This window comes from Hymenobacter yonginensis (assembly GCF_027625995.1).
GTDB classification, from domain to species: domain Bacteria; phylum Bacteroidota; class Bacteroidia; order Cytophagales; family Hymenobacteraceae; genus Hymenobacter; species Hymenobacter yonginensis.
Genome location: NZ_CP115396.1, coordinates 2,566,443 through 2,587,749 on the forward strand (window position 1 = coordinate 2,566,443; position 21,307 = coordinate 2,587,749).

A 21,307-nucleotide genomic window follows, 5' to 3' on the forward strand; every position below is an offset into this window, starting at 1 on the left:
ATGTCCGACCTGAACGGCATCACCGTCCATGCTGACTGCCGCCACTTTCGCGGTGATATACCCTGCCGTCCCAACAAGGCGCACGGCTACGTGTGCCAGGATTGCCCGTCGTATGCACCCGCGCAGCAGCGCATCCTGCTCATTAAGCTGGGCGCCATCGGCGACGTTATCCGCACGACGCCGCTCCTGCGGCGGCTGCGGCAGGAGTATCCGGGGTGCTACATCACCTGGCTCACGCTCACGCCCGCCATTCTACCCCAGCAGGAGGTCGACGAGATTCTGAAGTTCGATTTTGCCAGCGCCCTGCAGCTGATGGCGCGCCGCTTCGACATAGCCATCAACCTCGACAAGGAAAAGGAAGCCTGCGCGCTGCTGCTGAAAGTGGAGGCCGGCCGCAAGTTCGGCTACACCCTGCGCGAAACCGACGGCGTGCCGTGGCCCCACAATGAGCAGGCCAACCACAAGTTCCTGACCGGCGTGTTCGACCAGCTCAGCCTGCAGAACCAGAAGCCTTACGTGCAGGAGATATTCGAACTGTGCGGCTTCGATTTTCAGGGCGAAGAGTATGTCTTCGACACCCACGACGACAAAGGCTACAACTGGAGCGCACTGCCCACCGGCCGCCCCCGCATCGGCCTCAACACCGGCTGCGGCGACCGGTGGACCACCCGCCTGTGGTCAGACGAGAAATGGGTGGCCCTGATTACGCAGCTGCAGCAAGCCGGCTACGCGCCCGTGCTACTGGGCGGCGAGGCCGAAGACGCCCGTAACCGCCGCCTCCACGCTGATACCGGCGCCGCCTACCTCGGCACGTTCCCGCTGCCGCAGTTCATCAACCTGCTGCACCAGATGGACGGCATCGTGACACAGGTGACCATGGCCATGCACATCAGCATTGCGCTGCGCAAGCCCACCATCCTGATGAACAACATCTTCAACCCCTACGAATTCGACCTCTACGGCCGCGGCCAGCTGGTGCAGCCCGACAAGCAGTGCGTGTGCTTCTACCGCGGCTCCTGCCAGCTCGGCACCAGCTGCATGGAAGATCTACCGGCCGAAAAGGTACTGGCCGCGGTGCAGGCCAGCGTGCCAGTGTAGCGCAGTTCAGCCAAACCGCAAGAACGTCATGCAGAGCGAAGCGAAGCATCTCGCTAGTGTGGTAGAATTACTACACTAGCGAGATGCTTCGCTTCGCTCTGCATGACGTTCTGTTTATTTCTGGCCTACCTCCTTCAGCGCTTTCACCATCTCGCTCCACGAAAACTCCTTTTTCTTAGCCCACACGCCAGCCGTAAATTCCTGCTCACGCTGGTGCTCGTAGAAATCCACCAGCGCATCGGCAATGGCGCAGGGCGTGGGCGGCACCACGTAGCCCACTTCGCCGTCCGGAATCAGCTCGGCCAGACCGCCCACGTCCGTTACCAGCATGGGCCGCTCGAAGTGGTAGGCAATCTGTGACACGCCGCTTTGGGTGGCGTTTTTGTAGGGCTGCACGATAAGGTCGGCGGCGCAGAAGTAGTCCACCACCTTTTCGTTCGGGATGAAGTCGGTGGCGCGGACGAGGCGGCTTTCCAGGTTGTGCTGCCGGATCAGAGCCTCGTAGGGTGCGGCGTCTTCGTAGTACTCGCCGGCAATAATCAGCTTGAGGGGTAGCTTCGCCAGCCGCGCGTCGGCAAAGGCCTCCAGCAGAATATCCAGCCCTTTGTAGGCCCGGATGAAGCCAAAGAACAGCAGGTAGCCAAACGCCGGATCGAGCCCTAGGGCCGCCAGCGCGGCGGGCTTGGCCTTGAGCGGGCCGAAGTTGTCGTAGAGCGGGTGCGGGCGGTAGAGGGCAGGCTGCCGGAAGCCCAGGCGGCGCAGATCGGCCAGTACCGAGCGACTCATGGTCACGAAGCCGTGGCAGGCCGAGAGGAAATAGCGCGTAAGTGGCCGGTCGCCGGGGCGCTTCTCGTGCGGAATGACGTTGTCGGTGATGGCCACCACGCGGGTGTGGCGGTTGCGGGCAATGAGGCGGGCCACCGTGCCCAGCGCCGGCCCCATAAAGGGCAGCCAGAACCGGAAAATCACCAAGTCGGGCCGTTCGCGGCGCAGCTTCTCCCCCACTTTCCACCACGACAGCGGGTTCACTGAGTTCAGGCTGACTTCAATATCCAAGTCGGCGGGACCGGACTCGGTGCTGAACTGGGTCTGGCCGGGAAACAGGAAATCGGGGTACTGCAGCGAAAACGTCACGAGCCGCACCTCGTCGCCGGCCTCGCGGAAGGCCCGCGCCAGCCGCTCGTTGTAGGTAGCCAGCCCGCCCCGCAGCGGATACGCCGGCCCGATGATGACGACTTTCATAGGGTATTTATGCAAAAACGAACGTCATGCAGAGCGGAGCGAAGCATCTCGCCAGTATAGTAATTTCGCTACACTGGCGAGATGCTTCGCTCCGCTCTGCATGACGTTCAGGTTGTCATTTCCTCAGTTCAGATTCACCTTATCCCGCACCAGATAATCGTTGCGGTTGGGCCCGTTCAACTGAATCAGCTCGGCCAGGAAGCCCGTCAGGAACAGCATGGCCCCGATGGTGACGGCCGTGAGGGCCAAGAAAAACAGCGGCTGGTCCGTGACGTTGCGGGCTCCCAGATTATGCCACGACAGGTACACCTTCTCGCCCACCAGCCACAGCGTAATCAGCATCCCGAGCACAAACGACAGCGTGCCCATCGTGCCGAAGAAGTGCATGGGCCGCCGCCGGAACCGGCTCACAAACGTGATGCTCAGCAAATCGAGGAAGCCGTACACGAACCGCTCCAGCCCGAACTTGGTGGTGCCGTATTTGCGCTCCTGGTGCTGCACCACCTTCTCGCCAATCTTGCGGAAGCCCGCCCATTTGGCAATTACGGGGATGTAGCGGTGCATCTCGCCGTACACCTCAATGCTGCGCACCACGCGGTGGTCGTAGGCCTTGAGGCCGCAGTTGAAGTCGTGGAGCTGAATGCCCGAAATCCAGCGCGTGACGCCGTTGAAGAGCTTGGTCGGAATGGTTTTCGACAGCGGGTCGAAGCGCTTGCGTTTCCAGCCGCTCACCAACTCAAAGCCGTCCTGCGTGATCATGCGGTACAAATCGGGCAGCTCCTCCGGCGAGTCCTGCAGGTCGGCATCCATGGTGCAGATGACGCGGCCGGTCGTTTCCTTGAAGCCCACGTTCAGCGCCGCCGACTTGCCGTAGTTGCGGTTGAAGCGGATGCCGCGTAGGTGGGTGTCGGTTTCGGCCAGCTCCTCGATTACGTCCCAGGAGTTGTCCGTCGAGCCGTCGTCTACCAGAATCACCTCGTAGGTGAGTCCGTGCTGGGCCAGCACCCGGTTGATCCAGCGGGTCAGCTCCGGCAACGACTCGGCCTCGTTGAGCAAAGGAATAACGATGGACAGCTCCACCGGAAACGAATGCGAAGTGCGCTTACTCAAACTCGGGAAGTTTATGCTTGGTAAAAGCGGAAATAATCAGTCCCAGCACGGCCCCACCAATGGTACCGCCCAGCACTACTTTCCCAATGCCCAGAACAGAGCCCAGCTTTTCCTGCGAAATATCGGCCAGGGATTTTTCCAGTTGCTCTTCCGGCACATTCATGCTGCTCATCCAGGCTTCCATATCGGCCCGCATGGCCGTCACGTAGTCCGGATCAATGAAATTGATGTACACGTAGTTGAACGTACCCGTCAGGATAGCACTGATTGCGCCCAGCACGATGGAAATCACCACGCCCTGCCCAAACGTCATCAGGCCGCCGTTCTGACTCTTGAAGTAGCGGTGGGCCAGAATAATGCCCACCACCCACACCAGAATGGATATGGGCATAGCCACCGAAAACTTAAACGCAAGTTCCGTGACTTTCAGGCCGAAGTCTACGATGATGCCAATGACGCCAAACAGCAAGCCGTAGCGAATGCCAACAGATACCGGCGTTTCGGTGGTGGTAGCGGTGTTTTCCATAGCAGAAAGAGGTAGGGAGGTGGAAAGAAGAAAAAGCAGGCCGCAATATTCTATTTCCGCAGGAATATCCCGCCCGGGATACTCAAAAACACGCCCCACAGCAGCTTTTTCAGAAACTCGTCCTGGGCGAAACCAGCCGGCGTATGCGCCAGCCCCTGGAGGGTGGCCTCGAACTGCTGGTGGCCATTGGGGTTTTCCAGGTACAAGCGCCGGGCGTTTTCCAGCAGCTGCCGGGCTTCCGCCAGATGCTGCTGTATTAGACCGGGGTCGGCCAGCCGGGCATACAGGTACAGGCCAGTAGCGGCTATTAGGGCAGTCAGCAGGGTTGTCAGCAACCCGACGCCCACCGCCTTGCCCAGCCCCGGCCCCTGCGGGTAGAAGCGGCGCAGAATAATCTGGCTGCCAATGGCTGCTACGGGAGTGAAGAAGTCGGAAAGGGTGCGTTTGAGCCCGTAGGCATTGTTGTGGGTGAAGTGCAGGAACAGCACCCAGCTGATGCAAAGCAGGCCGGCGGCTGTGCCCCACAGCAACGCTGTGCGCAGAACCGGATTGGCGTGTGAAGGCGTATTTTCCAAGAGTAGTACAGATGAGAGCGGCAAGATACGATACCGCCTCCCAACCTAAGCGGCTACCCGCACATCGGCGGGCACTGCGGGGCGCCCCATAAAGCGCAGCAGCAGCACTTCCGCCAGCAAGCAGACCAATGCGGCCCACAGGCAATACTGCCACAAAGGCGTCCCGACCCGCTCCGCCTTGTAACGCGCCGCCACCGACATCCCCTGACCGGTTTCATACACCTGCACATTGGGCCGGTTAGGCCCCACCAGCTGCCGCAGCTCAGCCGCCGTATACGCCGCCAGCTCCGACTCCCGCTTGTCGTTGTTGAACGCCAGCTGCGCTATCGTCCGGCCGTTACGCGTGAGCCGGTAAAAGCCGGGCTGCTGCATGCCGGCTGGCACTTCCATCCGCACCATGCCTTCCTGCACCCGCTGGGCCGGGATAAACGTCAGGCTATCATTCACCAGCTTGTAAACCTGCTCGCCCTGTTGTGCACCATCAGTGCCCACAGCCACCGTCACGTTTCCCTGGTTAAGCCGATACGCCAAAGCCTGCTCACTCCGAAAGCTCTGCATGGCCAGCCGGTACATCACCGGCACAAACAACGCATGCTGCAGGAAATCCGTCGAACTCTGCTCAAACGGGGTCGAAAACAAATACACCGTCCCTTTCCCGCTGCTGAACGCTGAGAGGAACCCATCCCCATCCTGCGTGCGCAGAATATCAGTACCCGAACGGGACCAGCTCAACACAGGCGCTACTTTCGGCATCACCGGCGGCCTGCTCTGCGCGCCAAACACCTCCCGAAAGAATGGATTGCGCCGGTCAGGCACGGCAACTTCACGCTGCGCCGCTTTAGCCGTTTCCCACTGCACCGGTCCTATGCCCAATTCCCGAAACAACTGGTCATAGGTAGCCCGCCCGGCCAGATCGGCCGAAGGTACCACTACCACTGAGCCGCCGCGCTGCACCACCCGCCGGATATTCTCGCGCAAAGCGGCCTCAATGCGGCCGACACCCTGCACAAGCAGCAGGTTGGCTTTCTCAAGCTGCTCGTAATTAAGCTGAGCAGATGTGGCTTGGCTGTACGCGAACATTGGCTCGTTGCCATACACACGTTGTAAGGCCTGCCCCTCTCCCGCCTTCACCTCCAGCACGCGTATGGTAGGCGAGGCCTGCAAAGCGAAGTAATAGGTGTTGTCAAACACCACCGGAAAGTCGTCCAGTTCTACCCGACACTGTTGCACCTGGTCAGAATCCAGACGCACTCGGGCAGTCATGGTAACAGGAGCTTGAACAGGTACCGTGGCGTTAAAAGTCGTAGCCTGCCGATTGCCAACGAATAGCCGCACCTGACAATTTTCCACTGCTTCCGTCCCACCATTGCGCAACCGGATGTGCAGCACCATGTCGGCATTACGCCGCACAAAGGCGTCTTCCAGCCATAGGCTATCCACGAATACGTTGCGCGTGCTACTGCCACCTACGGGCACCAAGGTTACCTGAGTAGAAGAATCTACGTCGGCCAGACTACGCGCTGGAAATCCTGACTTTTGAAAGTCCGAGAAGACGAATAGTTGCTTCGCACTGTTACCCGGCTGCTTTACCACGCGCTGCAGCGCATCCTCCACTCCCGTAGCCCTCCCCGAAACGCTTGCTTGATCCAGAGCCACGCGATAAGCAGTCGGCGTTAGTAGAGCGTTTTGGTTCTGATTGAACGCAAAGCGGGCATTGGCTGGAAAGGCTGTCGGCAATTCCCGAGCCTGATCAACCGCCTTATCAAATCTAGACACGCTACCAGCTTCCGCATCGGCCTGCATACTTGGAGAAGTATCCAGCAATACCGTCGGAACCGACTGCACAGACTGCTTGGAATCCAGCGCCTCCACCTGCGCCGGGATGAATGGCTGCGCAAACATCAGCACCAGAAAAGCCACGAAACCAATTCGTGCCATCAGCACCAGCAAGTGCTTGATTTTGCGCTGTCGAGCCGTCACAATCCGGACTTCACGAATGAAACCCAGATTCGTAAACAACACGCGTGTGGGCCGCCGCAACTCAAACAGGTGAATAAGCACCGGTATGGCGGTACACAGCAAGCCCAGTAAAAACCAGGGATAAGTAAAATTCATTGGTTGCCAGAGTTTCCTAAAGATAGACCCAGAATAACTTTAGCAAGCTGCGTAACGGTTCCTTACCTCGTCATAAACCTATTATATAAGCATCTGGCGTATCCTCTAGCAAGTTACATGCTGGGCAACAACCCGTATAAACGCCGCTGCCCCCGCGCCAGGCCCCGGGGAGGGGCGGCACGGGGGCAGCGGACAATGCAGTAAGGTTGGCGGCGACCGACTCTCCCACCGATGAAGGCAGTACCATAGGCGCTCCGGGGCTTAACGACTCTGTTCGGAATGGGAAGAGGTGAACACCCGGGCTAAAGCCACCATTACTGGTGCGGCAGCTCTGTGTTCAATGGCGAGCTGCCAACAAAACCGTTGACGTAAGGACAAAAGAGAAAAACAGCGAAGGTTCGAGCATTGTCAAGCAAAGCGTTCGAGTCCTTAGTACGGCTCGGCTGTGGCATTTCGGCCTCTACACCTACCGCCTATCTACGTCGTGGTCTACGACGACTCTTCCTATATAGGATATCTCATCTTCAGGTGAGTTTCGCACTTAGATGCTTTCAGCGCTTATCTCATCCCAGCGTCGCTACCCGGCGCTGCAACTGGCGTCACAACCGGTGCACGAGCGGCTGGTCCAACTCGGTCCTCTCGTACTAAAGTCAGGTCCTGTCAAATATCCAACGCCCACCACAGATAGGGACCGAACTGTCTCACGACGTTCTGAACCCAGCTCGCGTGCCACTTTAATCGGCGAACAGCCGAACCCTTGGGACCTTCTCCAGCCCCAGGACGTGACGAGCCGACATCGAGGTGCCAAACCTCCCCGTCGATATGAGCTCTTGGGGGAGATCAGCCTGTTATCCCCGGCGTACCTTTTATCCTTTGAGCGATGGCCCTTCCATGCGGAACCACCGGATCACTATATCCGTCTTTCGACCCTGCTCGGCTTGTAGGCCTCACAGTCAAGCCCGCTTCTGCTATTGCGCTCTACATCCGGTTACCAAGCGGATTGAGCGGACCTTTGAAAGCCTCCGATACTCTTTTGGAGGCGACCACCCCAGTCAAACTACCCAGCAGACACTGTCTCCGTTGCCAGATTAGGCACCAAGCAACACAAGGGTGGTATTTCAACGGCGACTCCCCAAAACCTAGCGGCCCTGGCTCAACGTCTCCCACCTATGCTACACATGTGTTACCCAGCGTCAATGTCAACCTATAGTAAAGGTGCACGGGGTCTTTCCGTCCCGTGGCGGGTACTCGGCATCTTCACCGAGACTACAATTTCACCGAGCTCACGGCTGAGACAGCGCCCAGATCGTTACACCATTCGTGCAGGTCGGAACTTACCCGACAAGGAATTTCGCTACCTTAGGACCGTTATAGTTACGGCCGCCGTTTACCGGGGCTTCGATTCAAACCTTCGCAGCTTGCGCCACTAAGTTCCCCTCTTAACCTTCCGGCACCGGGCAGGTGTCAGACCTTATACTTCCGCTTGCGCGTTCGCAAAGTCATGTGTTTTTGTTAAACAGTCGCCTGGGCCTTTTCACTGCGGCTTCTCTGCTTGCACAGAGGAAGCGACCCTTCTCCCGAAGTTACAGGTCCATTTTGCCGAGTTCCTTGGCCGTGATTCACTCGAGCGCCTCAGGATGCTCTCCTTGACTACCTGTGTCGGTTTGCGGTACGGGCTAGAATTCAGTAAACGCTTAGCAGGTTTTCTTGGCAGTCTGATTAGGTACACTATCTCCGTGGCCGAGGCCGTAGAGTACTATCATGTTTCAGCAAAGTCGGCGTACTTGACTACCAACCCTATACCTACGCACTTTAACGGGCACTTCCGTCCGCCCGCGGTACTTTCACTTCTGCGTCACTGCATCACTCCAAATCCTAGGTGCGGGAATATCAACCCGCTGTCCATCGACGTAGCCTCTCGGCGTAGCCTTAGGTCCCGACTAACCCTGCTCCGATTAGCGTTGAGCAGGAAACCTTAGTCTATCGGCGAGGGGGTTTCTCACCCCCTTTATCGTTACTCATGCCTACATTTGCTTTTCCAGCCGCTCCAGCATGCCTGACGACACACCTTCTCCGCTGCTGGAATGCTCCCCTACCACTTAGCGGTCTTTCACGCTAAATCCATTGCTTCGGTACCGGACTTGATGCCCGCGTATTATCGATGCCCTCTCGCTCGACCAGTGAGCTGTTACGCACTCTTTAAAGGAATGGCTGCTTCCAAGCCAACCTCCTGGCTGTCAAAGCAAGTGGACCTCCTTTGTTCAACTTAGTCCGAATTTAGGGACCTTAGCAGATGGTCTGGGTTCTTTCCCTCTCGGCCTGGGACCTTAGCACCCCAAGCCTCACTGCCGGCTATATTACGTGGCATTCGGAGTTCGTCAGGATTCGGTAGGCTATGACACCCCCTAGTCCTATCGGTAGCTCTACCTCCACGTAACTCAACGCCGACGCTGTACCTAAATACATTTCGGGGAGTACGAGCTATTTCTCAGTTTGATTGGCCTTTCACCCCTACCCTCAGGTCATCCAAATCCTTTTCAACGGAAACTGGTTCGGTCCTCCAGTTGGTGTTACCCAACCTTCAACCTGCCCAAGGGTAGATCACAAAGTTTCGCGTCTACCCCCTCTGACTCTGCGCCCTATTCAGACTCGCTTTCGCTGCGGCTCCGTGCTTTCAAGCACTTAACCTTGCCAGAGAGGAGTAACTCGTAGGCTCATTATGCAAAAGGCACGCTATCAGGCAACGAATGCCCCCTAACTGCTTGTAAGCACACGGTTTCAGGTTCTTTTCACTCCGGTATTCCCGGTTCTTTTCACCTTTCCCTCACGGTACTAGTTCACTATCGGTCTCTCAGGAGTATGTAGCCTTGGCGGATGGTACCGCCGGATTCAGACGGGATTTCGCTGGTCCCGCCTTACTCAGGATTCCACTACCGTATGTAATCAGGTCGCCTACGGGATTCTCACCCTCTATGATCGACTTTCCCACGTCGTTCAGCTAAGATTGCATAATCAGATGTTGTGGTCCTACAACCCCGGACTGGCCGTAACCAACCCGGTTTGGGCTCCTCCCCGTTCGCTCGCCACTACTTGGGGAATCATTGTTATTTTCTTTTCCTCCGGGTACTTAGATGTTTCAGTTCCCCGGGTTTGCCCCATTCTACTTACTGTAGATGGTCACTACGCTTCACGTAGTGGGGTTGCCCCATTCGGACATCTGCGGATCACCTCGTATGTGCCAATCCCCGCAGCTTTTCGCAGCTTATCGCGTCCTTCATCGCCTCTGAGAGCCTAGGCATCCCCCGTGTGCCCTTACTTACTTCTCTTGTGCTCCATCCGAAGACGGAGCGGGCTCGGGTGACTAACCATAGGTTAATCACTTTTCTTTCTTTGTTTTTCTCTCTTGTTAGCCTTACGTCAAAGAACGTCTGTCTTCCCAATTGGAAGACAACGTGTTTATAATGAGTCACCCACACCATAAACGATACTGTGTGCACTACTTGTCCCGCCGATGCGGAGACGAAGTGGAGAATAACGGATTCGAACCGTTGACCCCCTGCGTGCAAGGCAGGTGCTCTAGCCAGCTGAGCTAATCCCCCGGTTTTGTTGTCCTGGCAGCGTCCCCACCAGTTGAACAGTGGGCCTGCCTGGACTCGAACCAGGGACCTCTACATTATCAGTGTAGCGCTCTAACCACCTGAGCTACAAGCCCTGTTCGTATGATTTGCACCATACTAAAATCAGTGAATGAAGGAAATGACAAACGGGGTGAACCGTGTTGGACTGGCGACCGAGTGGTCAACCGAGTCGGATAGCTCCAGAAAGGAGGTGATCCAGCCGCACCTTCCGGTACGGCTACCTTGTTACGACTTAGCCCCAGTTACCTGTTCTACCCTAACTGGCTTCGTTGCGGAGCACCAGCTTCAGGTCTACCAGACTTCCATGGCTTGACGGGCGGTGTGTACAAGGCCCGGGAACGTATTCACCGCGTCATTGCTGATACGCGATTACTAGTGATTCCAGCTTCACGAAGTCGAGTTGCAGACTTCGATCCGAACTGAGAACGGCTTTGTGAGATTGGCATCCTGTCACCAGGTAGCGACCCTCTGTACCGTCCATTGTAGCACGTGTGTAGCCCTAGGCGTAAGGGCCATGATGACCTGACGTCGTCCCCGCCTTCCTCACTGCTTGCGCAGGCAGTCCATCTAGAGTCCCCAGCTTAACCTGATGGCAACTAAATGTAGGGGTTGCGCTCGTTGCGGGACTTAACCCAACACCTCACGGCACGAGCTGACGACGGCCATGCAGCACCTTGCTTTGTGTCCCGAAGGAAAGGTCCATCTCTGAACCGGTCACGCGCATTCTAGCCTAGGTAAGGTTCCTCGCGTATCATCGAATTAAACCACATGCTCCACCACTTGTGCGGGCCCCCGTCAATTCCTTTGAGTTTCACTCTTGCGAGCGTACTCCCCAGGTGGGATACTTACCGCTTTCGCTAAGCCAGTGACTGTCTATCGCCACCAGCGAGTATCCATCGTTTACGGCGTGGACTACCAGGGTATCTAATCCTGTTCGCTCCCCACGCTTTCGTGCCTCAGTGTCAGTACCAGCCTAGTCAGCTGCCTACGCAATCGGGGTTCTGGAAGATATCTATGCATTTCACCGCTACATCTTCCATTCCGCCAACCTCGTCTGGACTCAAGCCCGCCAGTATCCAGGGCAGTTCCACAGTTGAGCTGTGGGCTTTCACCCCGGACTTAACGGGCCACCTACGCACCCTTTAAACCCAATAAATCCGGACAACGCTTGCACCCTCCGTATTACCGCGGCTGCTGGCACGGAGTTAGCCGGTGCTTATTCCTCAGGTACCGTCAGTTTAGGACGCATCCTCTTTTTCTTCCCTGAGAAAAGCCGTTTACAACCCAGAAGGCCTTCATCCGGCACGCGGCATGGCTGGGTCAGGCTCTCGCCCATTGCCCAATATTCCCTACTGCTGCCTCCCGTAGGAGTCTGGCCCGTATCTCAGTGCCAGTGTGGGGGATCACCCTCTCAGGTCCCCTAGACATCGTCGCCTTGGTGGGCCGTTACCCCGCCAACTAGCTAATGTCACGCAACCCCATCCTGAACCAATAAATCTTTACCAATTAAACGATGCCGTTCTGTTGGTTTATGCGGTATTAATCCGCCTTTCGGCGGGCTATCCCCCAGTTCAGGGCAGGTTGGTTACGCGTTACGCACCCGTGCGCCACTAGTATATTGCTATACCCGTTCGACTTGCATGTATTAGGCCTGCCGCTAGCGTTCATCCTGAGCCAGGATCAAACTCTCCATTGTAAGAAATTCTCTACACCTATCCGAAGATAGGCTGATGTCAAGTGCTGATCCGACCCGGTATCGTTGACTGCTCGTAGTGTTACCAGCGTCACGCTTCTTTACTTCTTGCGCCTGCCCTTCCGAAGAAAAACAAGCCACGAAGCTTACCTATTTGTCATTTCCATCCATTCAAAGAACGTATGTCTCACCCAATTGGTGAAACTCGGTGACTCAAGAACTGAGTCGGTACGCTTATCTTTCGTTTCCCCTTCCGTGTGAAGCGGGCTGCAAAGGTAAGTAACTTTTCGGGACCGGCAAGAAAAACTTTTCGCGTTTTTCGCTGGCTTTTCTTTCTCGGCGCCCCCCTTCCGTGTGAAGCGGGCTGCAAAGGTAAGAAGCGGTTTCTGATTTGCAAGAAAAACTTTTCGTGTTTTTCTGTGCCGTGTTTTTCAGTGGCCGCCTCCGGTTGAAGCGGGCTGCAAAGGTAAGACGCTTCTTTCGATATGTGCAAGTGCTGAAGAAATATTCTTCAGCACCCTGCCCGCATCCGTTTGACTTGGGGGTGCAAAGATGGCGAAAGAGTATGTATGAGACAAGGGTTGCTGTCGGCTTTGGCCTTTGACGCAGTCCATCACACTGACAAACAATATTTTACATACCATTATTTTAATACACAAAGCTGCGGCCACTCATTATAATTGAGTTGCCGCAGCTTTTGTATAGGTTAGATGGCTAGGCAAGGTGCAGTGTGCTCACTCGATCCGGCCCGACGCTGACGATGCTTACCGGCACTTCCAGATGCTCTTCGAGGAACTTCACGTAGCTTTTCAGCTCCTGTGGCAAGGACGCTGGGTCGGTGATGGACTGCAGGTGAGTGCGCCAGCCAGGCAGGCTCTTATATATAGGAGTGAGACGCGCCAGGTCGCCGTGGTCGGGCAGATGGTCTGTCTGTTCGCCGTTGGGGAGCTGGTAATGCGTGCATACCCGGATTTCATCGAACTCGTCGAGCACGTCGGCCTTCATGAGGTGGATCTCCGTGACGCCATTCAGCATGATGCTGTAGCGCAGGGCGGGCAAATCGATCCAGCCACAGCGGCGCGGGCGGCCGGTGGTGGAGCCGAACTCCCGGCCAGCCTGCCGGATTTGCTCTCCTACTTCGTCGTGGAGCTCGGTGGGGAACGGGCCGCTGCCCACGCGGGTGCAGTAGGCCTTGCTGATTCCGTAGACCTTATTGATGTGGCGCGGCGCGATACCGAGGCCGGTGCAGGCGCCGGCTACGATGGTGCTGGAAGAGGTAACGTAGGGATAGGTCCCGAAGTCGATATCCAGCATGGAGCCCTGAGCACCTTCGGCCAGCACGTTTTTGCCCTGGCGCAACAGGTCGTTGAGCAGGTATTCGGTGTCGGTGAGCTGCAGAGTGCGCAGGAAGTCGACGGCAGAAAAGAAATCGGCCTCGAATTCTTCAATTTCGAGGCCGCGGCCGTGGAATTCTGCGAGGGTGGTGTGACGAGCTACGGCTTCTTGGTAGCGCTGCTGAAAATCGGGAAGCAGAATGTCGCCGACACGGAGGCCAGTACGACCGATTTTATCCTGGTAAGTGGGGCCGATGCCCTTCAGGGTGGAGCCGATCTTGCTACCGCCGCGGGCTTCTTCGCTGATACGGTCGAGGGCGCGGTGCGAGGGCAGGATGAGCTGCGCCTTACGGGAAATGTAGAGGTTCTGGCCCCAATCAACGCCCCGGTCGGTGAGCTTCTGCAGCTCCTGCCGGAACACCACCGGGTCGAGCACGACGCCGTTGCCGACTACATTGATGATGTGCGGATGGAAGATACCGGAGGGCACCTGGTGCAATACGTGCTTGGTACCATCGAAGGTGAGGGTGTGGCCGGCATTGGGGCCACCCTGGAAGCGGGCTACTACGTCGTAGGTGGGGGCCAGAACATCGACAATCTTGCCTTTGCCCTCGTCACCCCACTGTAGTCCTACTAGTACATCAACGGGCATTAGTTTGCGGATTTTAACTGTTGAGCAGCCGATTGTTCATCATCGGCAATGGAGAAAATGGCGTTCAGCTTGGTCAGCGCCAGCATTTTGCGGGGGTGTTCGGCTGGGTTGATCAGCACCAGCTCGCCCCCGCGGCTGCGGAACTTAGTCAGCAACGATACCAGCACACCGATGCCGGTGCTGTTGATGTAGCGAACATCGGAGAGGTCGATGGCGCAATGGCGCACTTCTTCTCCGAGCTGCTGATCGACGGATTGCAGGAGCTGCTGGGTATCGGGGCTGCCGATCAGGTCGCCGGAGAGGCGCACGAAGAGGATGCCGTCCTGGACGGAGGATTCTGTTTTCATTCAGCTTGGGAACGGGCAGCGGCTTTGGCGCGGCAGTCGCCGCACACGCCGTATAGGTTTAAAGAGTGGTGCAAGATATGGAAGTTGAGTAACTCCCCGACCATGGTTTGGATGCCATGGATGCGCGGATCGCAAAACTCAACCACCTTGTGGCATTCGGTACAGATGACGTGGTCGTGCTGGCGGTAGCCGTAGCTTTTCTCGTACTGCGCCAGATTACGGCCAAACTGATGCTTGCTGACCAGGCCGTGCTCAACCAGCAAATCCAAAGTGTTGTAGACGGTAGCGCGGCTGACCTGCAGGCCCTGGGTTTTCATGCCGGCGTACAGCTCCTCCACATCAAAGTGGCCGGTGCGCGAGTAGATTTCCTCCAGAATGGCGTACCGCTCAGACGTTTTGCGCAATCCTTTATTTTCGAGGTAAGCAGTGAAGATCTTTTTCACTTCCTCGTACTTCTCTTTGTCGAGCATTTTAGGCGACCTATTATATAAGGAGTGAAACAAAGATACGGCAACGCCCCGGAAGCACGCCTATTCGCCTCCAGAAGCCCCTGCAACACATTTTGTTTTATACTCTTTTGTACCGCAGGATTTATCTAAAGCCTTTTAGAACTACGCAGCCCTTACGTATCGAACCGCTGCACCACCAGCACACCGTTTACGCGCGACAGGCGCTGGATGAGCTTGTTCAGGTGGGCGGTATCGTTGACGAACACCATGATCTGGCCTTCGAACATGCCGTCGTCGGAGTCGATGGTGATGGAGCGCATGTTTACCTTGAGACTGTTGCTGATGATGCGCGTGACATCGTTCACGAGCCCTACCCTATCGGAGCCTTTGATGCGGATGCCGGCCAGGAACGCCAGCTCCAGCTGATCGGTCCATTTGGCGCGCACGATACGGTTGCCGTAGTTGGACATCATCTGCACGGCTTTGGGGCAGGAAGTGCGGTGGATGACGATGCCGTCTTCCGTCTCGAAGCCGAACACATCATCGCCGGGGATGGGGTTGCAGCAGGGCGCAATGCTGTAGTCGAACTTGTCGGTTTGCTCCCCGATGACGAGCATGTTGGCGTTGACGCCGCGCACTTTCTGCACTTCGTGGTCGAAGGCTTTGGGCTCCAGCATCGACGGTGGCCGGGGAGCCTCTATTGCCGCGCTGAACAGATCGGCCTTGATTTCGCGGCCGTCCAGCTGCCCAATGGCTAGGCGGTAGTAAAACTCCTGTACACTATAAGTGTTGAAGTGCGCCAGCAACCGGTTCAGGTTTTCGGGTGAAAACTCTATGCCCAGCAGCTCCAAGCGCTTTTCCACCAGGAAGCGGCCATCCTCGGCCTTGGCGCGCTTATCGTCGCGGAGCCAGTCCTTGATTTTGGAGCGGGCCTTAGACGTAATGACGTACTGCAGCCATTCTTCGGTGGGCTTCTGCTTCTGCGAGGTCAGGATTTCGACCTGGTCGCCGTTGCGGAGCTGGTAGCTAAGCGGCTGCAGCTTCTGGTTGACTTTGGCGCCGAGGCACTGCAGGCCGATGTGGGTATGGATGTCGAAGGCGAAATCGAGGGCCGTGGCCTTATCGGGCAGAATGACCAGCTTGCCTTTGGGCGTGAAGGCGTAGACTTCCTTCACGAACAGGTTCTGGCGGAACTCGTCCATGAATTCCAGGGCGCTGGAATTGTTGGTTTCCAACATCTCGCGCACCTTGTTGATCCAGGCTTCCAGCGTCGACTCGGGCTGGATAGCGCCGGTTTCCTTGTACTTCCAGTGCGCGGCGTAGCCTTTCTCGGCAATGTCGTCCATGCGGCGGCTCCGGATCTGCACTTCCACCCACTGGCCCGAGCGGCTCATGACGGTGGTGTGCAGGCTTTCGTAGCCGTTGGCTTTGGGCGTGCTCACCCAGTCGCGCAGGCGGTCGGGGTTGGGCTGATAGAAATCCGTAACGATGCTGTAGACCTGCCAGCAGGCGGCCTTCTCCTGCTCCTGCGGCACCTCCAGAATCACGCGGATGGCAAACAGGTCGTACACCTCATCAAAGGTGATGTTCTGCTTGCGCATCTTCTTTAAGATAGAGTAGATGCTTTTGGGACGCCCTTTGATTTCAAAGGCAAAGCCCTGCGCCGACAGCTCCTCGTCAATCGGCTGCACGAACTCCTTGATAAACCGGTTGCGGGCACTGCGGCTCTGGCGCACGCGGTTCACCAGCTCATTGTACACCTCCGTGTCGGTGTACTTGAGGTGCAGGTCCTCCAGCTCCGTCTTGATGGCGTAGAGGCCTAGCCGGTGAGCCAGCGGCGCGTAGAGGTAGATGGTTTCCGAGGAAATCTTGAGCTGCTTGTGGCGCGGCATCGAGTCAAGGGTCCGCATATTGTGCAGGCGGTCGGCGAGCTTGATGAGGATGACGCGCACGTCTTCGGAGAGCGTGAGCAGCATCTTACGGAAGTTCTCGGCCTGCTCGGACGTGCCGTACTCGAACACGCCCGAAATCTTGGTCAGACCATCCACGATACGGGCCACCTTGACGCCGAACTCGCGCTCGACGTCGGCAATTTCCCAGGGCGTGTCCTCTACCACATCGTGCAGCAGCGCGGCCACGATGCTGGTGGTACCCAGCCCGATTTCCTCCACCACAATCTGGGCCACGGCCAGCGGGTGCAGAATGTAGGGCTCGCCGGACTTGCGGCGCATGTCTTTGTGGGCCTCCAGCGACGTGTTGAAGGCTTTTTTGATCAGCTTGGCGTCGCCTTCCTTTAGATACGGCTTGGCCGTGCGGAGGAGGCGGCGGTATTGGCGCAGGATTTCCTGGCGCTCTATTTCGGGGTCGATAAGGGTGGCCATGCTACACGGGCGGCGCCAGGGCGCCAGGGTCAGGAAGTGCTAAAGTACGGGATGAAGCGCAAGCTTCGGCCTGCGCCGGACAGAATCCGGCCGCTGCCTATTCTCTAACAACGGGCTGCCCCGGATGGTGCACGCCGGCGGCCGGCACCGCCCAAACTGCCTTCGGGCAACCCCTGCCCGCTTGGCGCGCGGCGTAAAAGAGTTGACCTGAAAGCTAAAGCACCGGCTACATTGGAATTTTCAATTGCCTTACGTAGCTTTGCGCCCCCGAGGCAGTTGGCCTCCGGACGCGGATGTGGCGAAATTGGTAGACGTGCCAGACTTAGGATCTGGTGCCGCAAGGCGTGTGGGTTCGAGTCCCTCCATCCGCACAGTAGTCTGGTTTTGACTTTACAAACCGCTTCTCAAACCCTCAACCCACCCGTTGGGGGTTTCTTTTTAACCGGGTTTTGCCCGTTGTTTACACCCGTAGTACCCTTAACCGACCCTCGTTTTGGACATTACCCTCGACAAGAAAGACGACCAACTGAATGCCATCCTGACAGTAAACCTCACGGAGGCTGACTATGCTCCGGCGGTGGATGCCAAGCTGAAGGACTACAGCAAGAAGGCGCAGATCAAAGGGTTCCGCCCGGGCAAAGTACCGGCTACGCTGGTGCGCAAGATGTACGGCAAAGGCATCCTGGCCGACGAAATCAACGCGTTGCTGGGCAAGGCGGTTGACGGCTACATCAAAGACAACAACCTCAAAATCCTGGGCGAGCCCCTGCCGATGTCCAACAACATCGACCTGGACGCGCAGAAAGACTACGCTTTCCAGTTCGAGCTGGGCTTGCTGCCCGATTTCGAGCTGCCCGCCGACCAGAGCGTTTCCGTTGACCGCCACAAGGTTGACCTCGACGAAAACACCCTCAACGAAACGTATGAGCAGATTGGCCGTCAGTTCGGCGAAAACTCGGAGCCCGAGGTTTCGGAAGCTGGCGACTACCTGACCGGCAAGCTGGCCAAAGCCGGCGAGGAAGGCGAAGGCCGTCCCGTGCTGCTGCCCATCAACAAAGTGAAAACCGGCGCTGACAAATTTGTTGGCGTGAAGTCGGGCGACGTGGTAACGTTCGACCTGAAGGAGGCTTTCGGCGACGAAGCCGCTATCCGCAACTTCACCGGCTTCAGCAAGGATGAAGCCGCTGCCGCCGAAGGCGAATACACGCTGACGGTAGACAAAATCAACCGCAGCGCCGCCCCTGAGCACAACCAGGAGCTGTTTGACAAGGTGTTCGGCAAAGACATCGTGACCTCGAAAGAGGAGTACGAAGAGAAAGTACGCAGCACGGTACAGGAGAACTACGACCGTGAGGCCGACAACCTCGTGAACCGCCAGATCATCGACAAGATGCTGGAAAACACCACGATTGAGATTCCGAAGGAATTCTTCAAGAAGTGGTTGCTGCGTGCCAACGAAGGCAAGCTGACCGCCGAGCAGATTGAAGAGCACTACGACGACTACGAGAAGGAGCTGAAGTGGAGCCTGATCCGCAACAAAGTGGTGGAAGAGCAGGAGCTGAAAGTTTCCAACGAGGAAATCGTAGACCGCACGATGCAGAAAATCCTGGGCCAGTTCAACATGGAAATGACCCCGGAGCTGGAAGAGTCGGTGCGCGGCTTTGCTGACAACTACCTGCGTCAGGAGAACGGCAAGAACTACATCAGCGAGTATGAAGCCATTCTGGCAGAACGTGTGCTGGAAAACCTGCGCGGCAAAGTTGTTGTTAACGACAACCCGATTACGGCCGAGGACTTCCGCAATCAGAATGCTGGCTAACCGCTGACATTTTCGGTTTTCGAACCAACAAAAAAGCCCTTACTTGCCGTATGGGCTTTTTTGTTGTCCATGCACTTCGTTTGATTCCTTTCATCTCCCTCATTTTCTCCCATGCTGAATAAGAAAGAGTTCCGCAAATTCGCCGTTCACGGCCAGGGCCTGAACGGGCTGGGCGTTGACCAATATATCCAACACGTAGAAGGCCAGACCCGCAACGGCCTGATCATGCCTACCGGCATGACCCGCTCGGTAATTGAGGAGCGCCCTACGCGTTTCGCTGAAATTGACGTGTTTTCGCGCCTGATCATGGACCGGATTGTGTTCCTGGGCACGGCCGTTGACGACTACATTGCCAACATCCTGACGGCGCAGATGCTGTTTCTGGAGTCGGTAGATGCCAAGAAGGACATTCTGCTTTACATCAACTCGCCCGGCGGCTCGGTGTATGCCGGCCTTGGCATCTATGACACCATGCAGTACGTGAACCCCGACGTGGCCACGATCTGCACGGGTCTGGCGGCCTCGATGGGTGCCGTACTGCTGGCTGGCGGCGCCAAAGACAAGCGTTCGGCTCTGCCCCACGCCCGCGTCATGATTCACCAGCCTTCGGGTGGCGCGCAAGGCCAGTCGTCGGATATCGAAATCACGGCCCGCGAGATCCTCAAGCTCAAGAAGGAACTGTACGACATTCTGGCCGAGCACACCGGCAAAACCTACCAGGAAATCCACGACAACTCCGACCGTGACTACTGGATGCGCGCCGATGAGGCCAAAGAGTACGGCCTGATTGACGAGGTGCTGGAAAAGAAGAAGGCCGAGTAATCTGCCAGGAAGCGCCAAGCCTGGCCACGCCCGGCATGACGCTCTTTACCAACTTACTACCCCAAAAAGGTCCGCTTCGGCGGACCTTTTTGCTTAAATAGAAGCCAGTACTGCCGGCACTTTTTTAGCCGTGCAGGGCGTTGGCCTTTTCGTACCTTTGAGGTGGAGCGGCGCAAGTGGCTGCTCCTCCCCTACCCTGAGAGCTTCCCTGGCAATGGCAGATATAACGTGTTCTTTCTGCGGAAAGAATAAAAAAGACGTCTCGGTTATGATTTCCGGCATCAACGCGCACATCTGTGAGCGGTGCGTCGGGCAGGCCCAGCAGATTCTGAACGAGGAAAACAAGATTCGGACGAGCTCGAAAGCGCCGAAATTCAACCTCGTGAAGCCCCGCGAGATGAAGGACTACCTCGACCAGTACGTGGTGGGTCAGGACGAAGCCAAGAAGGTGATGTCGGTGGCAGTGTACAACCACTACAAGCGCCTGATGCAGAAGCCGCAGAAGGATGACGTGGTGATTGAGAAGTCGAACATCATCATGGTGGGCGAAACCGGCACTGGCAAGACCTTCCTGACGCGCATGCTGGCCAACATCCTGCAGGTGCCCTTCTGCATTGCCGACGCTACCGTACTGACCGAGGCCGGCTACGTGGGCGAAGACGTGGAAAGCATCCTGACGCGCCTGCTGCAGGCCGCCGACTACAACGTGGAAGCGGCCGAGCGCGGCATCGTCTACATCGATGAAATCGACAAGATTGCCCGCAAGAGCGACAACCCCAGCATCACGCGCGACGTGAGCGGCGAAGGCGTGCAGCAGGCCATGCTGAAGCTGCTGGAAGGCACGACGGTGAACGTGCCCCCGCACGGCGGCCGCAAGCACCCCGAGCAAAAGATGATTACGGTGAACACCGAAAACATCCTGTTCATCTGCGGCGGCGCCTTCGTGGGCATTGAGCGCATCATCAAAAACCGCCTCAACACCAAGCCGATTGGCTTTGCCAAAACGCAGCTCGACGAGAAGGTGGACACCAACAACTTCCTGCGCTACGTAACGGCCCAGGACCTGAAAGCCTTCGGCCTGATTCCGGAGCTGATTGGGCGCCTGCCGGTGCTCACGCACCTCAACCCGCTCGACCACGCCACGCTGCGCAAAATCCTGACGGAGCCCAAGAACTCCATCGTGAAGCAGTACCAGCGCCTCTTCGACATGGAAGGCATTCAGCTCAGCTTCTCGGAGGGCGCCCTGGAGTACATCGTGGTGAAGGCCGACGAGTACCGCCTCGGGGCCCGTGGCCTGCGCAGCATCTGCGAAGGCATCATGACCGACGCCATGTTCGACATGCCCTCCGAGGAAGGCGTGAAAGAGCTGGTCATTGACGAAGACTACGCCAGGAGCAAGTTCGAGCAGACAGCGTTGAAGCAGTTGCGCGCGGCGTAGATGATTTTATTGACTCAATGGAAAAGGCAGAATCTAACCGGTTCTGCCTTTTTCGTTGGGATGCCGAG

Annotated in this window: 13 protein-coding genes, 3 tRNA genes and 3 rRNA genes; 5 read left to right on the forward strand and 14 right to left on the reverse strand. The window is 57.1% G+C overall.

Translation table 11 applies throughout. The annotated features are described in order from the left end of the window. Complete coding sequence (locus O9Z63_RS11150; protein ID WP_270125290.1) at positions 1-1,098, forward strand: glycosyltransferase family 9 protein; 1,098 nt, start codon at positions 1-3, stop codon at positions 1,096-1,098. 114 nt (positions 1,099-1,212) lie between these two features. On the opposite strand, the gene O9Z63_RS11155 is transcribed toward O9Z63_RS11150, so the two are convergent. The 14 genes from O9Z63_RS11155 to O9Z63_RS11220 form a co-directional block, all read right to left on the reverse strand. After that, on the reverse strand, positions 1,213-2,340 hold the full coding sequence (locus tag O9Z63_RS11155) for a glycosyltransferase (protein WP_270125291.1): 1,128 nt from the start codon (positions 2,338-2,340) through the stop codon (positions 1,213-1,215). A 123-nt stretch (positions 2,341-2,463) separates the two neighbouring features. After that, positions 2,464-3,450, reverse strand: a complete 987-nt coding sequence (locus O9Z63_RS11160) for a glycosyltransferase family 2 protein (RefSeq protein ID WP_270125292.1) — start codon at positions 3,448-3,450, stop codon at positions 2,464-2,466. Beyond that, positions 3,443-3,976, reverse strand: coding sequence for a DUF4199 domain-containing protein (locus O9Z63_RS11165; protein ID WP_270125293.1), 534 nt, complete (start codon positions 3,974-3,976; stop codon positions 3,443-3,445). Before O9Z63_RS11165 ends, O9Z63_RS11160 begins: the two co-directional genes overlap by 8 nt. 50 nt (positions 3,977-4,026) lie before the next feature. After that, a complete protein-coding gene (locus O9Z63_RS11170) occupies positions 4,027-4,551 on the reverse strand; it encodes a DUF4199 domain-containing protein (RefSeq protein ID WP_270125294.1) in 525 nt (174 codons plus the stop codon). Between the two features lie 45 nt (positions 4,552-4,596). After that, a complete protein-coding gene (locus tag O9Z63_RS11175) occupies positions 4,597-6,666 on the reverse strand; it encodes a BatA domain-containing protein (RefSeq protein WP_270125295.1) in 2,070 nt (689 codons plus the stop codon). Between the two features lie 204 nt (positions 6,667-6,870). Beyond that, positions 6,871-6,982 (reverse strand): 5S ribosomal RNA (gene rrf / locus O9Z63_RS11180). Positions 6,983-7,075: 93 nt separating this feature from the next. Further along, a 23S ribosomal RNA gene (locus O9Z63_RS11185) occupies positions 7,076-9,992 on the reverse strand. A gap of 199 nt (positions 9,993-10,191) precedes the next feature. Continuing rightward, positions 10,192-10,265: transfer RNA gene (locus tag O9Z63_RS11190), tRNA-Ala, on the reverse strand. 39 nt (positions 10,266-10,304) lie between these two features. Continuing rightward, positions 10,305-10,378, reverse strand: a tRNA-Ile gene (locus O9Z63_RS11195). Between the two features lie 109 nt (positions 10,379-10,487). Next, positions 10,488-12,000: ribosomal RNA gene (locus tag O9Z63_RS11200) — 16S ribosomal RNA — on the reverse strand. Together the 16S, 23S and 5S rRNA genes with 2 tRNA genes alongside form the textbook arrangement of a ribosomal RNA operon. A 711-nt stretch (positions 12,001-12,711) precedes the next feature. Further along, positions 12,712-13,983, reverse strand: a complete 1,272-nt coding sequence (locus tag O9Z63_RS11205) for an adenylosuccinate synthase (RefSeq protein ID WP_270125296.1) — start codon at positions 13,981-13,983, stop codon at positions 12,712-12,714. Then, positions 13,983-14,330 (reverse strand): STAS domain-containing protein, encoded by a 348-nt coding sequence (locus O9Z63_RS11210; RefSeq protein WP_044016827.1) that lies wholly within the window; start codon positions 14,328-14,330, stop codon positions 13,983-13,985. The genes O9Z63_RS11205 and O9Z63_RS11210 overlap by 1 nt, the downstream gene beginning before the upstream one ends. After that, entirely contained in the window at positions 14,327-14,800 is a 474-nt protein-coding gene (locus tag O9Z63_RS11215) for a Fur family transcriptional regulator (RefSeq protein WP_044016825.1), read from the reverse strand. Before O9Z63_RS11215 ends, O9Z63_RS11210 begins: the two co-directional genes overlap by 4 nt. A 152-nt stretch (positions 14,801-14,952) precedes the next feature. Further along, positions 14,953-17,160 (reverse strand): RelA/SpoT family protein, encoded by a 2,208-nt coding sequence (locus tag O9Z63_RS11220; protein ID WP_270125298.1) that lies wholly within the window; start codon positions 17,158-17,160, stop codon positions 14,953-14,955. 289 nt (positions 17,161-17,449) lie between these two features. Between O9Z63_RS11220 and O9Z63_RS11225 the strand changes: the two genes are divergently transcribed. From O9Z63_RS11225 to clpX, 4 genes are all read left to right on the forward strand, one after another. Continuing rightward, a tRNA-Leu gene (locus tag O9Z63_RS11225) sits at positions 17,450-17,531 on the forward strand. Between the two features lie 122 nt (positions 17,532-17,653). Then, the gene (gene tig / locus O9Z63_RS11230) at positions 17,654-18,979 is read left to right on the forward strand and encodes a trigger factor (RefSeq protein WP_270125299.1); all 1,326 of its coding nucleotides are present in this window, start codon (positions 17,654-17,656) and stop codon (positions 18,977-18,979) included. 111 nt (positions 18,980-19,090) lie between these two features. Further along, positions 19,091-19,801 (forward strand): ClpP family protease, encoded by a 711-nt coding sequence (locus O9Z63_RS11235; protein ID WP_044016820.1) that lies wholly within the window; start codon positions 19,091-19,093, stop codon positions 19,799-19,801. Positions 19,802-20,015: 214 nt separating this feature from the next. After that, a complete protein-coding gene (gene clpX, locus O9Z63_RS11240; protein ID WP_044016818.1) occupies positions 20,016-21,239 on the forward strand; it encodes an ATP-dependent Clp protease ATP-binding subunit ClpX in 1,224 nt (407 codons plus the stop codon). Positions 21,240-21,307: the final 68 nt, after the last annotated feature.

Coding starts and splice junctions, on each gene's coding strand:
- O9Z63_RS11150 (WP_270125290.1), top strand. CDS start 1: ATGTCCGACCTGAACGGCATCACCGTCCATGCTGACTGCCGCCACTTT.
- O9Z63_RS11155 (WP_270125291.1), bottom strand. CDS start 2,340: ATGAAAGTCGTCATCATCGGGCCGGCGTATCCGCTGCGGGGCGGGCTG.
- O9Z63_RS11165 (WP_270125293.1), bottom strand. CDS start 3,976: ATGGAAAACACCGCTACCACCACCGAAACGCCGGTATCTGTTGGCATT.
- O9Z63_RS11175 (WP_270125295.1), bottom strand. CDS start 6,666: ATGAATTTTACTTATCCCTGGTTTTTACTGGGCTTGCTGTGTACCGCC.
- O9Z63_RS11205 (WP_270125296.1), bottom strand. CDS start 13,983: ATGCCCGTTGATGTACTAGTAGGACTACAGTGGGGTGACGAGGGCAAA.
- O9Z63_RS11210 (WP_044016827.1), bottom strand. CDS start 14,330: ATGAAAACAGAATCCTCCGTCCAGGACGGCATCCTCTTCGTGCGCCTC.
- O9Z63_RS11215 (WP_044016825.1), bottom strand. CDS start 14,800: ATGCTCGACAAAGAGAAGTACGAGGAAGTGAAAAAGATCTTCACTGCT.
- O9Z63_RS11220 (WP_270125298.1), bottom strand. CDS start 17,160: ATGGCCACCCTTATCGACCCCGAAATAGAGCGCCAGGAAATCCTGCGC.
- O9Z63_RS11235 (WP_044016820.1), top strand. CDS start 19,091: ATGCTGAATAAGAAAGAGTTCCGCAAATTCGCCGTTCACGGCCAGGGC.
- clpX (WP_044016818.1), top strand. CDS start 20,016: ATGGCAGATATAACGTGTTCTTTCTGCGGAAAGAATAAAAAAGACGTC.